We start from the raw sequence: 14,444 nt of genomic DNA, 5'->3' as shown, positions 1-14,444 counted from the left end.
ATGATGAATAATAAAGCTGTTAAATATTTAAAGAATATAACTTGTTGGTACTTAGATGAAATTTAAACAAGGGTTAGCGCTGCTTTCCAGTCTTTTTGTCGCAAATAGCCTCGCTGCTACAAGTCGATGGTCAGGTGATTGGTTTGAAATAGAAGTTATTTTACTATCAAATATTGCAGATAAATCAGCGATTAAAGAAGTATTTACCAACCAACAACCTTTACCTAACTATGAGCAGTCTCGTGATTTACTAGGAACATACCTTACCCCTGATGTAAGCAATTTAAAACGTTTATTACCACAGTGTTATGCAAACACTAACGCACCAGATGCATTCAGTAAATATCATACCGTTTCAGCCCCTAAACTTAATAGTCTATTTCAAACATTTAACCTATCGTTAAATCAACATCTTGCTGAGCTTGATCAGAATGCTTTAGCAGAAAAACGTTCAAACAACGAACAACAAGCGATTGAAACTCAGGCGATAACTTCCCACGAAGAACAAAGTCAGTCGCATGATGTGCAAACTACCGATGATTTCTTTGATCGAGTAAAAACGACCCAAGAAGGGGCTCTTAGCGTACCATTAGACGAAAAAACACCTAACAATTACACTGCTGATGTAACATTACCAACTAAAACCCCTCTTAACGCGCAAAAAACATTAAGCGATGAAGATTTAACATTCTTAACAATCGTTGAAAAGCTCACTACGGCATATCCTGATATTAATCTTTATTTGCCTGACTTACTCGACAATGCTCCATGCACATTAACGCCAAATCAGTTTGATGCGTTATCAGTTGATCCAGCATTGTATTCATATAACAGTTATGCTGTTGAACATGTGCCATCAAAGATTGATGGCGTTGAAAATTTATACTCATCGACCCCCTATTTAATAAGTAGAGCTTCATTAAAACTTGATGATATTGTATTGCAATTAAAACGCAGTCGTGACTTTAAACCACTATTACACGTAGGCTGGCGACAGCCAGTTTTTGAAGAAAGTAAGTCAGTGCCTATGCGTTTATATGCTGGCGCTAATCTGCAAAAGCACTATCAGCAAGCGTTAATACAATATAATGAAGAAAGACGATCAGAGCTCGATACTGAGCAAAATTTACAGTCAGTTCTTGGTGGTGCGCTTAATAACGCTACAGTTTCACCAGCAATGCAAAAACAACAGGCAATCACTCAACGAAAACAGCAAATTTTATCAACACTACAGCATTTTAACCATGAACAACCGATTTCTCAGCTAACACTAGCACCTGAGCCGATAATCTATGGTGAACAACTCAGTGTTGGTCAAGCGCCGACACCTCCGTTACAACCTTGGTACCTTAATGGATTTTTAAACATTTATTTAATTGGTAATTACCTAAATGTAAAAGCTGACTTTTCAATTATGAATCTGAGCTTAGCAGAGCAAGCAAGTTTAGCATTAAGACCTAACGCAACATTTGAACTAACGCCAGTTAGGCTTAAACAGAAGCGTAGAGTAATCAGTCAAGAAACACATTACTTTGATCACCCTTATATGGGCATGATCGTTCAAATTCGCCGTCATGATCGCCCTGAACCAAGGGTAGTACAATCATTAGCAGGAGATTAAACATATGGAAAAAGAAATTGAAATTCAAGCGGCAGTATTTCGCCGACTATTGCGCCACTTAGACAGTCGTAAAGATGTACAAAATATTGAGTTAATGAATTTAGCTGGATTTTGTCGTAACTGTTTTGCTAAGTGGACTGTCGCTGAGGCAGAGAAACTAGGTGAAAAAGTAGATATTGAAGATGCAAGAGAGCATGTATACGGCATGCCTTACGCACAGTGGAAAGAAAAATATCAATTACCTGCTACCGAAGAACAAATGGCCACCTTCAATAAGCTGCAAGCAAAAAAATAAAAACACTGATCTTCATTACAACTAATTTAAGACATGTCCTTCTACTAAGTAAGTGATGACCATAAGAAAAGGTAAGGCGAAATTGAGAGTTAAATAGCTTTGTTAAGTGCTTATTATCGAAAACATCAAACCGGGTTATGTTGATCTTAGTTGTACACTTATGCAGCGCTATATATGATGTTTATACAAGGCTGAACTTAGGTAACGGGGTTGTTCTGCATAAATAACCTGAGCTCAGGTTAAATAGATGAAAACGCCCTAGAAAATTCGCACTCAAAAGTTCAGCCCCACCTAACTAAAGCAAAGCCATGGGTGCTTCATATTAACAGACGTAAAGAAGTATGCCTTAAATGCTAAGCTTAATTTCTGTCTTGATATTTTCTTTGCGTCTGTCTTTATTCAAACGCGAATCAAGCCAACGGCCTCTATTTTTTTGATGCAAGCGGCGATCTTCCCCTGAACGTCGTTCAACAAAATACGCTTTTTTAGACGCTTTTTTCTTTTTTTGAGGCTGTGCTTCATTATTTTCTTCAGACGACTGCTCCTCCTGAGGCTCGTGTTGCTCAGGTTGGCGATCTTTTGCTGTTGTTTCCGACTTTACAAGATAAGATGGCGGTAATAAATCTGCCAAAACGTCCATTTTTCATACCTAATAATTCAATTAAAAACCAAAGACTTGGTTATATTATCGGCAACGAATCGAATTTCTTTAGCAATGAATTAACAATTTTTTGACTTTTTTTATTTTTCAGCTAAAGCGTGTTAAACGAGTAACAGCAGAAATCAGCAATAATAGTATTTTATAAAAAATGAGCAACTTCATCACTGGTTAAATAACGCCATTCGCCTAATTCAAGCTCTCCAAGTTTAACACTGCCAATACTTTCACGGTGTAAACCAACCACTTTATTCCCCACTGCGGCAAACATACGTTTAACTTGATGGTACTTACCTTCGGTGATGGTAAGTAAAACTTCTTTTGGCTCGACCATTTCTAGCACTGCTGGTCGAGTAAGGTCTCTTTCACCTTGTAATTGCACACCCGATGCAAATTGTTCAGCAGTGTCAGGTTTTAAGGCATCTCGTAACCAAACACGGTAGGTTTTCTCACACGCTTTTTTGGGCGAAATAATATTATGTGACCAACGTCCATCATCTGTGATTAACACTAACCCCGTGGTATCGGCATCAAGCCGGCCAGCAATATGCATATCAAATGCTTTATCTATATCAAGAAAATGTAATACTGATGGGTACAACTCGTCAACATTTGAACAAATAGTATCTACTGGCTTATGCAGCATAATATACCTTGATTGTCTGGCGATTAATTGACTGCCATCTACACGAATATCATTGTTTTCATGTACCTGTGTAGCAGGGTTGGTAATAACCTCATTATTTACCGTTACTTCACCTTTTTTTAATAATTTTTTGGCTTCTGTTCGAGTAAGTTCGGTACTTTTACAAATAAATTTATCTAAACGCATAGGCAAGTTTTTGTCGTCGTATTGTCAATCTTAGTGCAAAATTACGCCAAGATTGCAATATTGGATTGATTAAGTGATGATAATCTGACAATTGTAATCTTTCACACGAGATCCAACAAATGGATTTACTCTCAGGCCTAATAATAATTACTTCAGTTCACTTATTAGCTGCGGCCTCTCCAGGGCCTGACTTCGTCTTAGTGACACAACAAACTCTTAAACATGGCAAAAAAGCTGGCCTGCTTTGTTCCTTAGGTATTGCGTTGGGGTTATCCGTTCATATTATTTATTCTGCTTTAGGGTTAGCAGCAGTAATAGCCAGCTCCGATACCTTATTATGGGGAATAAAAATTCTCGGTGCTGGTTACTTATTTTATTTAGGTATTCAAGGCTTACGTGCAACACCACGTAATATAGAGCCACCGTTGAATCAAGAAGATGCACTTATTGGCAAAAATGACGAGAATAATTTAAACAACAGACAAGAAGAGTCAAGCGTAAAAACGATCATCAAAGGCTTTTTTTGTAACGCCTTAAACCCTAAAGCCCCCATTTATTTTGTCGCATTATTTACTGTGATATTGTCGCCAGAGCTACCTAGTACACACTTAATCATTTATGGCATTTGGTTAATGGTGATTCAATTAGCCTGGTTTTGTTTGGTCACGCTCTTATTCTCACAACCTCGCATTAATTTGAAATTTCAGCAAATGGGCCATTGGATTGATAAAGTTACTGGTGGCGCTATGCTTTTATTAGGCATCAAAGTATTGACTTCTAAACTAGAATAACTGAGACAATAATGGCAGAAAAAATCTATCAATCTTTTACTGACTTTTATCCATTTTATTTGAGCCAGCATAAAAATAAAACCTGTAGACGTTTACATTTCATGGGCTCTTTATTCATGCTTATTCTACTTATGTTGAGTATTTTTACTCAACATTGGCTTTATTTATTTTATGTGCCTATTGCAGGTTATGGCTTTGCTTGGGTTGGTCATTTCTTTTATGAAAAAAATAAACCTGCCACTTTTAGTTACCCCATTTATAGCTTGATTGGTGACTGGGTAATGTTTAAAGACATTCTGCTTGGTAAAGTCGAACTTTAACGGTAGATGTAGCTAACCATGTTATTTGGCTTGAATTCTAATAAATAATATGTCGCCAAATCACGACTAGTTCTATCAATTACTCTTGACTCCATGTTAAATATATTTGACACATGAAACACAAATAAGTAACATCACCCAATGTCTACTATTTTTTACATGGTGTTTAATATGTCTTACAAAGAAAAAACTATCTGGATATCTTTACTAATTTTACTTTATATTTGGGGTGATTATGGTTTCAGCTTATTAGCCTTGATAGAACAACAACAGTTAACACAAACGAATGTCAATTCATTACTAAAAGTGGTTATTTTCAAAACCATTGCGTTAGAAATTATTTTAAATATTGTACTGGCCGTGATTAGTGCAAAAGATGCAAACGTTGATGAAGATGAACGCGATAAACAAATATCACTTCGTGCCAGTAAATATGCCTATGTTGTATTGTCAGTAGGTGTTGCTCTTGCTATTTTTTACACCTTAGCACCAATGTTAAACGCCTTTCTATTACCAGACACGCAATTAGCCTACCACGAAAAAATTATCCAAATCATTATTATTTTTATGGTAAGTGCTGAAATTACGCGAATGAGCTCACAGCTATTCTTCTATCGCAGGGGCTTTTAACGATGACAAAAGTGATCACTAACACGCTTCGTAAGTTACGCTTCGAGCATAATGAAATGACACAACAGCAACTTGCCGATGCAATTAGCGTTTCAAGGCAAACTGTTGTAGCCATAGAAAAAGGAAAATATTCCCCCTCACTAGAGGTGGCATTTAAAATTGCTGATGTATTCGCAGTTAATATTAGCGATGTATTTCAATATCAACATAGCAGTAACACAGACTAAAAAGCGAATACCACGTTACATAGAATGTGAACAATTATTTCTACCAAGTACTATTCGCTAGTAGGTCATTTTTTGTCGTTACTCTAACTTTGTCGGTTTATTAACAAGAAGCGCTTTTATTTCCGCTAATTCATTTTGAAGAGATTCAATTTGCGCTCTACTTGCTGGTTCTGCTCCTTGTGCAGATTCACCGTGCTGTTTAGCACGGTGTTGCTCATGTTCTTCATTCATCACATCTAAAATAGTCCCAACCATCATGTTGAGAAAAATAAATGCCGTTAGAAAAATAAAAGATAAATAGAAAATCCAACTTAACGGATGTACTGCCATTGTTTCATACATTACATCGGTCCAATCTTCAAAGGTTGCTACTCGAAATAATGTTAATAATGAAATTGAAACGTCTCCCCATAATTCTTCATTAATCTCATGAAAAATGATGCTGCCTATTGCCGCGTAAATGTAAAAAATAACGAACATTAACAATGCAATATAACCCATTCTTGGTATGGCTTTAATTAACGCATTAATCAGCAACCTTAATTCAGGCACCATGGAAACTAGCCTGAGTACTCTAAAAACTCGTAGTAATCTCGCTAATAAAACACCAGAACCACCATCAGGAACTAAACTCCCTATAACAATAATGGTGTCAAAGATATTCCAACCACTCTTAAAAAATGATTTTTTATCTGCAGTGGCTAAAAAGCGAATAATAATTTCAATCAGAAAAAATACCGTGACCGCGTTGTCTGCAAACGATAACAGTTGAATAACCGGTTCAGGTAAATCGTGCGTTTTAGCACCGATAAGCAATGCCGATAGAATGATAACGGCAATAACACTCCATTGAAACCATGGGCTCGAATCAATTTGTTTCAATCTATCTTTAAGTGAAATTACGGCAGTACTCATTGTTAACTTACCCTGTCAGCAACAAAAGGGTTGGTTCTTCTTTCTTCACCAAAAGTACTCATTGGCCCATGCCCAGGAATAAAACAAACATCGTCCCCTAACGGAAAGAGGTTTTCACGAATAGATTTGATCAAAGTGGCATGATCGCCTCGCGGAAAGTCTGTTCGCCCCATTGAACCTTTAAATAATACATCACCGACTTGTGCAAGTTTAGTCTCACGATGGAAAAACACCACGTGCCCTGGCGTATGCCCTGGGCAAAAGTAAACCTCTAACGATATATTACCGAAAGTAACAGTGTCTCCTTGATTTAACCAACGAGTAGGTTCGAAAATTTCTGCATGATCAAAACCAAAGCGCGTAATTTGCTCTGGGATCAAATCAATCCAAAATTTGTCTTCTTTATGTGGCCCTTCAATATCAACCGAATACTTTTCAGCAACGGCTTTGGTAGCGCCAGCATGGTCAATATGTGCATGGGTCAATAATACTTTTTCTAATGTAACACCATTTTGTTCAATGGCTTGATTAATGAGTTCTATATCACCACCAGGGTCTACAACAGCGGCTTTTTTTGTTTCATCACACCAAAATAATGTGCAATTTTGTTGAAAAGGTGTAACAGGGATAATTTGGTATTGCAACATAGTAACTCTCAAGTTTCAAAATTAGGAACTATTTTCTCTGCTCCTTAATGTGGGTGCAACCCATTTTTAATTCAATACTAGGTTGAATATATTTACATCAACAAGGAAAGAAATGTTAAGAAATCATTAAAATTACTTTCCTATTTCTAGTGAACTCGGTAAGCTCGGCTGAAATAAAAATAATAGCGCAACACTATATGACACAACTCAGGGACTCTTTTCATTCACGCATTGGTTTTGTACTGGCTGCTGCCGGCTCTGCCATTGGCCTTGGTAACATTTGGGGTTTTCCAACGAACGCGGCTAATAACGGTGGTGGTGCCTTTCTGTTTGTTTATCTGGTCGTTACGATACTGCTAGCATTACCCGCATTATACGCAGAAGTATACATTGGTAATCAAGCGCAAAAAAACCCCGTTTCTGCATTAGGAGACGCCTGCAAAGGTGTTTCTGAAGGACTAGGTCGTAAAGCAGGTATCATAGGCTTATGCGGCGCTATCATGATGTTGAGCTTTTATACCATTGTTGCCGGTTGGATGCTTTCTCATGCGTTGTCAGCAATATCTGAACTTATCGGCCTAACCAATATTTCACAATGGCTAGCAACCTCAAGTACTGAACGAAACCTATTGTTTACGCCAATTTTTATCTTATTAGGAGCAGCAATTGTTCATCAAGGTGTGAACGCCGGTATTGAAAAGTGGTCTACTCGATTAATGCCAATTTTATTGATCATGTTGTTCGGCTTAATTGTCTATATATTACAACAGCCAGGTGCGATGGAAGGGTTAAAAGTATATTTGATCCCTGACTTTAGCCAAATCACCAACCCAACATTAGTGGTTTCAGCGATGGGGCAAGCATTCTTTTCTTTATCAATAGGTGTTGGCGGTATGATGGTTTACGGTTCATACATGCAAAAAGATAAAGACTTAGGCAAGTTAGTATTGTCTATTACCGCATTAGATACCGGCATCGCCTTTTTAGCGGGTTTACTGATAATTCCTGCGTTATTTGTTGCTCAACATGCTGGTCAGCAAGTATTTGAAGGGAATGAGCTTATTGGTGAAGGCCAATTGATTTTCCATATCTTACCTGAGTTATTTACCTCAATGGGCTCTATTGGCCTTGTTGTTGCCGCAGGCTTCTTTTTGTTGTTATCAATTGCCGCATTAACGTCAACCATTTCATCCACTGAAGTGCCTGTTGCCTTTTTAATGGAAGATAAAAAGGTATCTCGACAAAAAGCGACCTGGTTAGTATCGGCTACAGTATTATTTTTCTCTCTGCTGTTAATCGCCTTTTTTGATGTATTATTTGGGGCATTTATTAGCGTACTCACCACTATTTTACAGCCTCTTAGCTGCCTATTTTATTTTATCGTTGTTGGTTGGTTATGGAAAAGAGGCAATAAACTTCGTGATAGTGACCTACAACAAAATCGACCTTGGCTACGTCATTGGGGTAATTATTTGCGTTTTGTCTGCCCATTGTTGTTAACCGTCGTGTTTGTCAATGTGGCGATTTTAAATTAATAGTCATTCATTAACGTTATTAAAAGTAAAAAAGCCTTACACATAGCACAGCATGTAAGGCTTTTTTACTTCATTGTTCAACGCGATATAAACACGACTACCGACTAACGTTGTTTCTGCCCTTCTTCTTCGCGCGATATAGTGCTTGATCTGCTACCTTTACGACTTGTTCAAAGCTTTGTTTATCTTCTCTGGCAGAGACTCCCATAGAAACAGTCACACTCACTGTTTTGGTTTGCTCCGTTGGCTTACTGCCACGTGCTTTTTTACTTTTTCTTACTGGGTGCCTAATAATGATTTTATAATCAGCAATTAATTGACGAATTCGTTCAAGTTCAGGCGTTGCACCCTCAATCGTCTTCCGAGGAAATATTAGGGTGAACTCTTCACCACCATATCTAAACGCTTTGCCTCCTTCACCCACCGTCGCTAATTTTGCAGCTACTAGCTTTAATACCTGATCGCCAATATCATGACCGTAACTGTCATTAAACTTCTTAAAATGATCGATGTCTACCATTGCAACACAGTAGCGTCGCCCTAAGGATAATGCGTACTGATTTAATGCTCTACGGGATGGAATAGTTGTGAGTTCATCGCGATAGGCAAGATAATATGAATCAATGACCACCACCATAATATAGTGCACTAACAACAGTGTAAGTATTGCACTCAAAGGTAAAGTTAATTGTTGATAATACGCTAAACTCGCAACCAGTAAACTTGTGAGTAAAGAAGCGATTAATAAGCTAGGGTATCGCAACGATTGAAACAATATATAGCTACAGGAAAGCAGCAATGGAAGTGTAATCGTTATATGCGCGCTAAGTTGTGCAGGCCAGCCAAGTAGTAAGGTTTGGGCAGTTAAATATTCACCGAATAACAACCAACCTTTTGCCAAAAGAATACAAGAAAAAATAGCAGCTAGGCGCAATCCACCATGGACAGAAATTAAACTACGATCTTTCACATTCACCAAAAAGCTTAAGATGAACATCGCAGATAAAAATATCCACTCTTGGTGTTGAATAAACCAGTCATTACTGACCAATTGTTGTTGAAAGAGTAAATAAACGCTAAGTAAACTAATGATAAGTAAGGTATATCGACTTCTACTAAATTGTGCAGTAAAAATGATACCTACAGCAAATAACCCTAACACAACCTGTTCGATTAGATTTATTTTACTTAACCAATACGATTGACTATAACAAGCAACAACAAAGAATATGCTGACTGCTAGCCCTGTCCATAATGTGGTTTTTATACCTTCAATTTTTTGCAACAACTATACAGCCCTATCATTGTTATTTTTCGACATTTTTTATTTCATTGCACCTCTAGACAAGGTGACAACCGTAAACGCTATTGTATGGTGTGATATAAGCGGCAATCAACTGGTTTTTTCATGAAGTAACTGTGCCTTTAATTTATCTTCTTGGGATAAGTCTACTTGCTCTATCTTGTCGAACCGAGCAGATATTTTATCTGCCGAGGTATGAATTTGTTTAACATCAACTGACGCTTGATCAATATGCCGAGCAAGGTTATTAAAGCGCAGTTTAAATCGGGAAAAGTCAGCAGATAGCTCACCTAGATGTGCTTTAATAATATGCACTTGTTCTCGTGTAGCTTCATCTTTAAGTACCGCTCGGGCTGTAGTTAAAACAGCCATTAGCGTAGTTGGAGAAGTTAACCAAACCCTTTGATTATTCGCATGCTCCACTAAATCAGGAAAATGACGATGTATTTCAGCAAATATCGCTTCTGCAGGAATAAACATAATTGCGCCATCGGCTGTTTCACCATCAATCAAGTACTTACTGCTTATGTCATTAATATGTTTTTTTATATCCGCTTTAAATTGTCTTTCCGCCGCTTTACGAGTCAAGTCGCTGTGATGTATATCAGTCATCACTTTGTAGTTTTCTAATGGGAACTTAGCATCAATAACAACGTTACCTGTTGGTTCTGGTAGCCATAAAATACAATCAGCCACTCGATTATTAGACAAAGTATGTTGTAGGCTAAAATGTTGTTCTGGTAAAACATTACGAATTAACGCACTAAGCTGTACCTCACCAAAGGCACCACGAGAACGCTTGTCAGATAAGACTTCTTGCAGTGATACTACGTTGCTAGATAATTCTGTTATTTTTTTCTGTGCATCATCTATTAATGCTAAACGCTTAACAATATCGCTAAACGTTTTACTGGTTTTTTCAAAGCCATCCGCAAGTCGCTTCTCTACCTGTTCACTGATTTCTTTTAAACGATTATCCGTTGCACCAGTTAACTCTGAAACTTTGTTCGCTATTTTATCACTGGCAATCGTTAATGACTTTGCTTGTTCTTCACGGTTTGATTGATTATGTTTTGCAATAACATCTAGTAATTGCTCAAGAGCAACCGTTTGTGTTTTAGTAAAATCTTGTTGGTGTTTATGCAACATTGATTGCAGCATATGTGCATCATCACGCGCCTGCTGTTGCTGTAATGTTGCCTGTTCAGAAAACAATTGATGTTGTGCAAATTTATGCTCAGAAAATAATTGCTGTTGTTGCTGTATAAGTAATTGCATATGCTGCTGTAATAGCGTTTTTAATTGTTCGCGGCTTGCCTTTCCGTTTATATTCCCAAGCATAATGCCGATCAATAAAGACACGAATAAACAAGAAAAACTAAAGAGCAGTTGAGATGTGGAGAGTTGCTGAAAGAAATCGAGGATAAATGTTAGCATAACACCAATAAACACTGTAAATATGAACAGTCATTTAAGCATAACAAAACACTAATGCCAACCATTAAAAAAAGCGGCAGATTTTACTTGCCGCTTTATCTTAATCATAAACGACAGAAGTATTTATTTCTTCGGTGTTAATGCGTCGTCGAGCTCTTCAATTTTTGCTTGCCAAATGGCTGGTCCAGTAACGTGTGCTGACTCACCTGTAGAGTCAACTGCAACAGTAACGGGCATATCTTCCACATCAAATTCATAGATAGCTTCCATACCTAACTCTTCAAAAGCGACAACTCGCGCTTTTTTAATGGCTTTTGACACTAAATATGCCGCGCCGCCAACAGCCATTAAATAAACCGACTTATGCTGCTTTATGCTTTCTACCGTTGCTGGGCCTCGCTCAGCTTTACCGATAGTACCTAATAAGCCAGTATCAGCTAACATCATTTCGGTAAATTTATCCATGCGTGTTGCCGTTGTTGGGCCAGCAGGACCTACCGCTTCATCACCAATCGCATCAACGGGGCCAACGTAATAGATAAATTTATTAGTGAAATCGACCCCCGCAGGTAAGCCTTCGCCAGAAGCTAATAACTCTTGAATTTTTTTATGTGCCGCATCACGACCCGTTAAAATTTTCCCTGACAGTAATACGGTTTCGCCAGTTTTCCATTCTGCAATATCGGCTTTAGTTAAGCCATTAACATTTACTCGGCGAACATTTTCACCAACTTCCCAGGTAATTTCTGGCCACTCTTCTAATTTAGGTGGTGTTAAATCAGCAGGGCCATTACCGTCTAGATGAAAATGAACATGACGTGTAGCAGCACAATTTGGGATCATCACCACAGGTTTAGACGCAGCATGCGTTGGTACTGAGTTAACCTTAACATCAACAACCGTTGTTAAACCGCCTAAGCCTTGAGCACCAATACCAAGTTTATTGACACGTTCGTAAATTTCTAAACGTAATGCTTCTTCGGCATTTTCTGGCCCACGATCAATTAACTCTTGAATATTAACGGGATCCATTAAACTTTCTTTTGCAAGTACCCCAGCTTTCTCAGCTGTTCCACCCACGCCAATACCGATCATGCCAGGCGGACACCAGCCAGCTCCCATGGTAGGTAATGTTTTAACAACCCAGTCAGCGATAGAATCACTTGGGTTTAACATAGCCATTTTAGTTTTATTTTCACTGCCGCCGCCTTTCGCTGCAATCATCACTTCAACTTCATTACCAGCAACCATGTTAATATGAACAACAGATGGCGTATTATCTTTAGTGTTCTTACGAGCGCCTGCTGGGTCAGCAACAATTGACGCCCTTAAAGGATTATCAGGGTTCAAGTACGCACGACGTGTTCCTTCATCTACCATTTGCTGAATGGTCATATCGGTTTTATCCCATTGCACTTCCATACCGATATTTACAAAACAAGTAACAATACCCGTATCTTGACAAATAGGACGTTTACCATGCGCTGACATACGCGAATTAATGAGTATTTGTGCAATAGCATCTTTAGCTGCTTGGCTTTCTTCTTTGTGGTAAGCCTTTTCTAATGCTTGAACAAAATCTAATGGGTGATAATAAGAGATATATTGCAAAGCATCAGCAATGCTGTCGATCATATCTTGTTGTTTAATAATAGCCATGGTTGCCCTTTAACGATTTTCAGTGTGATCTTTCTACAATAACTATAGCGAAAGTATTGAAAGTTATATTTTTGCCGATATGATACCCTGCTTGAATCGCGCTCGCTAGTAGCGGCGTTTGAATATTTAACGGGTACTCACATTGTCGCAGCATTGTAAAACAATTATCACCGCGAAACCTTTACACTTTGGTCATGCTTATACCCCTGCTGAAGTTTTCACTCCACTTGCCAAACAGCCTTGGGCTATGTGGCTTGACTCTTCAAGTAGAGGGCATATCGATAGCCAATTTGACCTTATCGTTTGGCAACCCCGCGCGACCATTATTGCCGATGATCAACAAATCGTTATTGAACAAAATCAGCAAAAAACGACCTTACCTGTTGACGAAGATCCACTTATTGCTTTATCTGCATTGCAGTCTACAATTTTCGAATCTATCGAAATAGCAAGCTCTGAACTTCCATTTACTGGAGGATCCGTTGGGTATTTCTCATATGACTTAGGAAGAAGTTTTGAACAATTACCCAAACAAGCTATTAAAGATATTGCTATGCCTGAAATGGCCGTTGGCATTTATACTCATGGGATCATTTTCGATAATAAAACACAACTATTTTTTCTAATATGTATAGAAGATGAGCGCGCACAGTTAGAACAAACAGTTAAACAATACTTGCAAAACACGCAAAATGAGCCAACGAGATTCAAACTAACGGCTCCGTGGCAACATAATATTACCAAAGCACAATACACCGAAAAATTTAACCGTGTTCAACATTATTTAACCGAAGGCGATTGTTATCAAATCAATTTAACACAACGCTTTTCTAGCCGTTATCAAGGTAATGAGTTCTCGGCGTATTTAGCATTAAGAGCAGCAAATCAAGCGCCCTTTTCCGCTTACTTAACGTTTGATAACTTTTCAGTGCTAAGTGTTTCGCCTGAGCGCTTTATACAAACAAAACAAAGTAAAGTACAAACAAAACCAATTAAAGGCACAATGGCTCGCTTAGCCGATCCAATAGCCGACCAACAGCAAGCGACATTACTCAGCCAATCTGAAAAAGATAAAGCAGAAAACTTAATGATTGTTGATCTGCTACGTAACGACATGAGTAAAGTCTGCGAAGCTGGCAGTGTTGTTGTACCTAAATTATTTGAAATAGAAAGTTTTCCGGCTGTTCATCATCTAGTCAGTACCGTTGAAGGAACGCTTAAAGAAAATAAAACCGCTATTGATTTATTACGGGCTGCATTTCCAGGAGGCTCTATTACTGGTGCTCCTAAGATACGGGCCATGGAGATCATTGACGAGCTTGAGCCACAACGAAGAAGTATTTATTGTGGTTCTATTGGTTATATTTCTGCCAACGGAAATATGGATACCAGTATCACCATTAGAACGCTGGTATGCACTAATAATCACATTTATTGTTGGGCAGGTGGTGGCATTGTCGCCGATTCTAATGTCGATGACGAATACCAAGAAAGCTTAGATAAAGTTAACAAAATACTTCCTGTCTTAGCTGCAATGCCTTAACATTTATTAATTACCTTATCGCTAATGTTAA

The 14,444-nt window shown here is 38.2% G+C and carries 15 protein-coding genes; 8 read left to right on the top strand and 7 right to left on the bottom strand.

Going from position 1 to position 14,444, the window contains the following annotated elements:
* Positions 1-55 precede the first annotated feature (55 nt).
* Together QUE72_RS05315 and QUE72_RS05310 are read left to right on the top strand one after the other, a co-directional pair.
* Positions 56-1,621, top strand: a complete 1,566-nt coding sequence (locus QUE72_RS05315) for a CsiV family protein (protein ID WP_286272002.1) — start codon at positions 56-58, stop codon at positions 1,619-1,621.
* 4 nt (positions 1,622-1,625) lie between these two features.
* Positions 1,626-1,916 carry a DUF1244 domain-containing protein gene (locus QUE72_RS05310; RefSeq protein ID WP_074499399.1) on the top strand — a complete coding sequence of 97 codons (291 nt, stop codon included), beginning with the start codon at positions 1,626-1,628 and terminating at the stop codon, positions 1,914-1,916.
* Between the two features lie 346 nt (positions 1,917-2,262).
* Here QUE72_RS05310 and QUE72_RS05305 read toward each other — a convergent pair whose 3' ends face one another.
* Both QUE72_RS05305 and rsuA read right to left on the bottom strand, forming a co-directional pair.
* Positions 2,263-2,556 (bottom strand): hypothetical protein, encoded by a 294-nt coding sequence (locus QUE72_RS05305; RefSeq protein WP_286272001.1) that lies wholly within the window; start codon positions 2,554-2,556, stop codon positions 2,263-2,265.
* Between the two features lie 160 nt (positions 2,557-2,716).
* Complete coding sequence (gene rsuA, locus QUE72_RS05300; protein WP_074499402.1) at positions 2,717-3,406, bottom strand: 16S rRNA pseudouridine(516) synthase RsuA; 690 nt, start codon at positions 3,404-3,406, stop codon at positions 2,717-2,719.
* 119 nt (positions 3,407-3,525) lie between these two features.
* Between rsuA and QUE72_RS05295 the strand changes: the two genes are divergently transcribed.
* The 4 genes from QUE72_RS05295 to QUE72_RS05280 all read left to right on the top strand — a co-directional run bounded on the left by QUE72_RS05295 (position 3,526) and on the right by QUE72_RS05280 (position 5,374).
* Complete coding sequence (locus QUE72_RS05295) at positions 3,526-4,197, top strand: LysE family translocator (RefSeq protein ID WP_286271999.1); 672 nt, start codon at positions 3,526-3,528, stop codon at positions 4,195-4,197.
* Positions 4,198-4,208: 11 nt separating this feature from the next.
* Positions 4,209-4,517: a DUF962 domain-containing protein gene (locus tag QUE72_RS05290; protein WP_286271997.1), complete on the top strand. Its 309-nt coding sequence runs from the start codon at positions 4,209-4,211 to the stop codon at positions 4,515-4,517.
* A gap of 171 nt (positions 4,518-4,688) precedes the next feature.
* Positions 4,689-5,147 (top strand): hypothetical protein, encoded by a 459-nt coding sequence (locus QUE72_RS05285; protein WP_074499405.1) that lies wholly within the window; start codon positions 4,689-4,691, stop codon positions 5,145-5,147.
* A gap of 2 nt (positions 5,148-5,149) precedes the next feature.
* The gene (locus tag QUE72_RS05280; RefSeq protein WP_286271995.1) at positions 5,150-5,374 is read left to right on the top strand and encodes a helix-turn-helix transcriptional regulator; all 225 of its coding nucleotides are present in this window, start codon (positions 5,150-5,152) and stop codon (positions 5,372-5,374) included.
* Positions 5,375-5,452: 78 nt separating this feature from the next.
* Here the strand turns inward: QUE72_RS05280 and QUE72_RS05275 are convergent, their stop codons facing one another.
* Positions 5,453-6,289: an ion transporter gene (locus QUE72_RS05275; protein ID WP_286271994.1), complete on the bottom strand. Its 837-nt coding sequence runs from the start codon at positions 6,287-6,289 to the stop codon at positions 5,453-5,455.
* 2 nt (positions 6,290-6,291) lie between these two features.
* Entirely contained in the window at positions 6,292-6,933 is a 642-nt protein-coding gene (locus QUE72_RS05270; RefSeq protein WP_286272946.1) for an MBL fold metallo-hydrolase, read from the bottom strand.
* Between the two features lie 200 nt (positions 6,934-7,133).
* Here QUE72_RS05270 and QUE72_RS05265 point away from each other — a divergent pair, with 200 nt between their 5' ends.
* Positions 7,134-8,471, top strand: a complete 1,338-nt coding sequence (locus QUE72_RS05265; protein ID WP_286271992.1) for a sodium-dependent transporter — start codon at positions 7,134-7,136, stop codon at positions 8,469-8,471.
* Between the two features lie 97 nt (positions 8,472-8,568).
* On the opposite strand, the gene QUE72_RS05260 is transcribed toward QUE72_RS05265, so the two are convergent.
* The 3 genes from QUE72_RS05260 to QUE72_RS05250 form a co-directional block, all read right to left on the bottom strand.
* Entirely contained in the window at positions 8,569-9,759 is a 1,191-nt protein-coding gene (locus QUE72_RS05260) for a GGDEF domain-containing protein (protein WP_286271990.1), read from the bottom strand.
* A gap of 105 nt (positions 9,760-9,864) precedes the next feature.
* The gene (locus tag QUE72_RS05255) at positions 9,865-11,211 is read right to left on the bottom strand and encodes a DNA recombination protein RmuC (RefSeq protein WP_074499410.1); all 1,347 of its coding nucleotides are present in this window, start codon (positions 11,209-11,211) and stop codon (positions 9,865-9,867) included.
* A 123-nt stretch (positions 11,212-11,334) separates the two neighbouring features.
* Positions 11,335-12,870: a fumarate hydratase gene (locus QUE72_RS05250; protein ID WP_286271988.1), complete on the bottom strand. Its 1,536-nt coding sequence runs from the start codon at positions 12,868-12,870 to the stop codon at positions 11,335-11,337.
* 142 nt (positions 12,871-13,012) lie between these two features.
* On the opposite strand from QUE72_RS05250, the gene pabB reads away from it, so the two are divergent.
* Entirely contained in the window at positions 13,013-14,413 is a 1,401-nt protein-coding gene (gene pabB / locus QUE72_RS05245; RefSeq protein ID WP_286271986.1) for an aminodeoxychorismate synthase component I, read from the top strand.
* Positions 14,414-14,444 lie beyond the last annotated feature (31 nt).

Source organism: Thalassotalea hakodatensis, assembly GCF_030295995.1.
GTDB classification, from domain to species: Bacteria; Pseudomonadota; Gammaproteobacteria; order Enterobacterales; family Alteromonadaceae; genus Thalassotalea_C; species Thalassotalea_C hakodatensis.
The sequence above is the reverse complement of the archived record's forward strand: the minus strand, read 5'-3'. Positions and strand labels throughout refer to the sequence as shown.